This window comes from Nostoc sp. XA010 (assembly GCF_020829625.1).
Classification (GTDB): Bacteria; Cyanobacteriota; Cyanobacteriia; order Cyanobacteriales; family Nostocaceae; genus Nostoc.
Window position 1 is genome coordinate 1 of sequence record NZ_JAIVFX010000109.1, and the last position, 4,508, is coordinate 4,508.

At 38.8% G+C, this 4,508-nt stretch carries 6 protein-coding genes; 2 read left to right on the plus strand and 4 right to left on the minus strand.

Features of this window, described 5'->3' with window-relative positions; all coding sequences use genetic code 11:
* Positions 1 to 73: 73 nt before the first annotated feature.
* From LC608_RS36220 to LC608_RS36235, 4 genes are all read right to left on the minus strand, one after another.
* Positions 74 to 901, minus strand: coding sequence for an SNF2-related protein (locus tag LC608_RS36220; protein WP_229558113.1), 828 nt, complete (start codon positions 899 to 901; stop codon positions 74 to 76).
* Positions 888 to 1,289, minus strand: a complete 402-nt coding sequence (locus LC608_RS36225) for a hypothetical protein (RefSeq protein WP_229558114.1) — start codon at positions 1,287 to 1,289, stop codon at positions 888 to 890. Before LC608_RS36225 ends, LC608_RS36220 begins: the two co-directional genes overlap by 14 nt.
* 237 nt (positions 1,290 to 1,526) lie before the next feature.
* Positions 1,527 to 1,727 (minus strand): DNA-binding transcriptional regulator, encoded by a 201-nt coding sequence (locus LC608_RS36230; RefSeq protein WP_229558115.1) that lies wholly within the window; start codon positions 1,725 to 1,727, stop codon positions 1,527 to 1,529.
* A 532-nt stretch (positions 1,728 to 2,259) separates the two neighbouring features.
* Positions 2,260 to 2,688, minus strand: a complete 429-nt coding sequence (locus LC608_RS36235; RefSeq protein ID WP_229558116.1) for an ASCH domain-containing protein — start codon at positions 2,686 to 2,688, stop codon at positions 2,260 to 2,262.
* A gap of 577 nt (positions 2,689 to 3,265) precedes the next feature.
* Here LC608_RS36235 and LC608_RS36240 point away from each other — a divergent pair.
* Complete coding sequence (locus tag LC608_RS36240) at positions 3,266 to 3,811, plus strand: hypothetical protein (RefSeq protein WP_229558117.1); 546 nt, start codon at positions 3,266 to 3,268, stop codon at positions 3,809 to 3,811.
* Between the two features lie 361 nt (positions 3,812 to 4,172).
* Entirely contained in the window at positions 4,173 to 4,304 is a 132-nt protein-coding gene (locus LC608_RS37150) for a hypothetical protein (RefSeq protein WP_267871333.1), read from the plus strand.
* Positions 4,305 to 4,508 lie beyond the last annotated feature (204 nt).

A 4,508-nucleotide genomic window follows, 5' to 3' on the forward strand; every position in this document is an offset into this window, starting at 1 on the left:
TGGAACATTTGCGAACTAAGGTTGCTGAACTTCTTGCTCAACTAACTTCTCAAGTGGCTGCTTCTCTGACTGGCTATGATTTCATTTTGAATGCCCTATCTGTCGCAAACATTTTTTGAATTGGTATAATTACCAGCATTGCCGTAGTCTGGGTAGACTTCGCTGCATCTTTGAGCTTTTCCTCACGTAGATTGCGATATTGTTGCAGCAATCGGGATAATTTGAGTTCTGGTGCGTCTTCTGGCAGGTTATCAATAACTATAGGAAGAACGTAGCGTTGAGGAAACTCTTCCCCGATCTCCCGTAAATCTTGTTTTAAGCGCCGCACCATTACAGTGTCTAACAACTTGCGATTACGAACGGGTACTCCTCGGCAGAAACGCTGGGGGTCAAGGATTTCTAGTAAGGCGGCGAAGCTGTTGGAGTGTCCGTTGTGGGGTGTGGCAGAAAGAAATAATTTGTGTTCAAAACGCGGTGCTAAATTTCTAACAGTTTTAGTAAGTTGGGAATCAACCGCATATTTCGCCCCACTCGCAGGTGCAGCATTGTGAGCTTCATCAAGGATGAGCATGGATGAAGCTGCAAAATCACCAAGCCAGTCCCGCAAAGGTGCGGCATAAGTTTCATCTCGTAGTAAAGCGTGGGAAATAATGAATCGGGTGTGTGTCATCCAAGGGTTAATTCCATAACCCCGTTCTTGACGACGGGCAGCAATAAACTCACGATCCAGAATCATAAATGTGAGTCCAAAGCGACTCTCCATTTCCTCTTGCCACTGCCTTACCACTGATGGCGGACACGAGATAACGACTCGTTTAACCTTTTGCCGCATCAACATCTCACGCAGTATCAGCCCTGCTTCAATTGTCTTGCCCAGCCCTACATCGTCAGCAATGAACAAACAAACCAACTCTGGGCATCAGCAAAGCTTTACGTAGCGGCTCTAATTGATAAGCTTTGACTTCTATACCTGCTCGGTAAGGGGCTTGGAAAAGCTTGGCATCTGTGGAAGTTACGCAGTTCCAACGTAATGTGTGCAGATAGGCAGAAAACAGACGCGGATTATCAAAACCTCGATTTGCTATGGAATCCCAATATGTTGCCCCGACGATTTTGGCATCTATTTCCCGTTCCCATAGGACTTCTAGCGATTCTCCTAACGCATCATCTTCTAAACAAGAAAGGCTAACTTTAGTGTCTTGCTCCTTAGTGGGCTTAGACACAACTTCTTCTACAAGATACTGCCGCGATCGCACCCGCACAATCTGTCCAGTTACAATGTCACTCACTCGTGTCTTCCTCTGAATAGACTTGTAGCAGCTCTTTTTTAGTGAAAATCATTCCCCTTCCTCATCAATCTCTCATTGCTAGATCAAATCTGCGTAGGCGCAGCCTGCCGTAGGCATTGCTTTTCATCGCAAGCGCCCACACCAAATTTGAGCAAGTATTACTCCTCTAAACAAACCTGCTTTCCAGAATTAATCTGGTAAATGTTTGGTCAACAGTTTCTGCCCCTGCTCACCCATCTATTGCAGTATTAACTCAATTTGCCTCATTGCCATAGGCGACGGCTTGGCGTGTCCATTTTCCCACCGATTTGCAGTCGGATAAGTCACACCCAATGTTGCGACGAATTGCTCTTGTGTTAAATCAGTACAAATACGGAGTTCTCGGATGAGCTGACCAACTTCTGGTTGGTTGATTATCAAAAAACCTTTGATAATCATTTAGCTCAATTCCTACTACTTTATGTGATGAATGATATATGTTTCATTACATCGTAGTAGTGATTAAGCTGAATTATAAGTTCGATAATATACCGAATCTTTTCATAAATCTCGTGTTGATCACGTAATCATGCTTAATTAGCTATAGTATATTGTACTACTTAAATAGTACTGTTTTTGGTTAACTCTCAGACTGTAGCTTTAGAAAAGCTTTGCAATTGACTGCTCATTTCGGTCACTAAGTAGGCTGTTGACTTTGTGCATTTTTCGGGAATTTTCGGGAAAATTATTCGTGTTATTTTTGTTTGACTTAAAGTGCCTGCTTCAGGCACTTTAAGTCAAAAACATGCGACACATTTTTTGCATGAAGTTTTATGGGCTAAAGGATACAGAGTCAACACCCTAGTCACTAAGCCGTGCTGCTGCTGGTTCAAGTTGTATGTACTCTGCTTTCATTTCTAGCCAGTTGCTTTCACAAAAACCAAGTGCAATGCTCATTAGCTTAAAATCCCTTGATTGCAGTTCGCCACAGTTATTGCTGTGAAACGCTCTTTGTTAGTAAATATTTTTTTATCTGTTCACTTGCTAGAGTGAAGACTACTTTTCTTTCTTCGTTAGTCGCGCCCCAAAATATAGATTGTGACCCTGCACAAGCTAGTGGTGATTTAAACTCAAAAGCCTCCGATAGCTGGTAGGCGTACTCTTCATAATTTGTTTGTAAGCAGCCTGTAATCTTGCAAGCTCCGACAATTGCGCCACGTTTTACTGTGCTTGCATTTATCCCATATTCACTAAAATATTCATTACTTGCAGAGGATTTGGATGCGTGAATCAGCACCCATCCTTTTCGATTTGTAGGCTTGCTTCTGTATTCTTCTCGTTTAATACCTTGTACAATTGCGTATGCAAAGGGAGGATGAATTGAAATTGCTTTTAGCTTTGGTGGGTAGTTTAATTGCATTACTAGTTTTCTAAATAAATAGGTGATTTAAAAGCCAATTTAATTATAAAAGTAATGAATTTAAATGTTAATTGAATAATTATGTATTTGGATGAGACATAGTTTCTTTCGATGTATGTATTTTCCTCAAAAATAATAAATTATGGGAAGTTCGCTACAAAGAGATTTCCTGAAACTGCGAATGCCCATTGAGTAGATAGTTTTTAAGTCATCATTATCTGGACAAAGGTGAGCTTTTTCAGTAGTTACTAACTATTGAATAATTCGTATCGGACATCAGCTTTATCAAAATGATTCTGGGAGCAATGCAATTTTGTGTGTGCTTAAAATTTGAGTGCTAAATCATCTATTTAGGGACGGTATTATATTTAGCAAACACTACAAAAATATACTAATAGATGATTATACTGGGTAGCATGTCCGTCTCAGCAAGGGGATAGTCCACCGTACTTCTTAGTATTTTATAAGTATATACCCGTAGCGACAATGTACTATACATCGCTTATGATCATTCTTTTAAGAAGTAGATAGAAACTAGCGCAAATATTCTATCCAATTTATAAATATTATTGAGGTTATGAGTAAAAGAAGTTGGTTTCCTGTTTGGCTACTTAATTCACAATCGTGGATGATGGCTATGAGATTAGCAATACCAGCGTATTTTGGCGCAACTGTAATTTTTGCATTTGAATTTTGGCGTTATTCTTTAGTAGGCGGTCTTCTAGTTATTACAGGTAATGGCGGTGGCAGTCTACTTTTTTTCTTTATTGTTTCTGTCGGTGCATTGTTATTAGCTCTGATTTGGTTTTCAATTTTGGCAGGAGCGTATTCATTTCTACTCAAGTTTCTATGGTCAAATCCACCGCAATGGCTAAAACTGCCAAAATTTAGCTCATTAGTTATTCGAGATTTCGGAATACTTGTGTTATCAATTTTGCCAATTATTGGGATTTTTACAATTTATATTTTGTTTATTACTGGTTTGAAACAGAGCTTGACTGATTTCAGAACACCTAGACTACGCTATGATATTTTCCTGCTAAGATTTTGGTGGCTTTGGTTCATTTCTGCTGCTTATCTTTACAATTTTTTTATGAGAAAAAGAAGTATTGTCATCAAATGACACTAATATTTTTGAGTATAATAAATATCCTTGATCAAGCTGCCGTAATAATTTTAAAAAAGTGGTTAGAAATTCGTTGCTGGTAGTTTCACCCCCAACACTGTACTCTTTCTCAATCACACTCAACAGCTTCTCCTCTACCGCAGTCAAATACAGTTGCTTCAGTTCTTGGTTACATTTGTTTGTAGAGTTCGTAATTCCAATTGCTAATGAATTGAATGTACTTTCAAGCTATTCTATTAACCTGAATCACATTTTCTTGATGATATCTTTAGATAACTAGATATATCTTTACGTAATTTATACCAAACAACATTTAAAAGCCAGTATATTAAATAGCTATCGTGGTTAGTAAATTCCTATGTCTGCCTCAAATCCAGAAAGTATAAACTCTGCCTTAAAAGTTGCAAGTATAGCTTCTAGTGCATTGCTTGAAATAGCTCCTCCTATCTCGGCATCTCTTATTGAAGAAATCGAAAAAGAGCAAAAATAAAATTGTGAGCATTGGGCAAGACAGATGTTTTGTGGAGAACCAATATGTACTCAGATTGCAGGGTAAGCGCATCTCAAACCAGGGCAAACGCATCTAAATATAGTACATAAATACTAATAAAGGATAAAGGCAGCGATCGCGTGTGGTATGAAGGATAAACAATGAGGCATTGATGGTAAAGTCATTGTAAAAGTAACAATATTG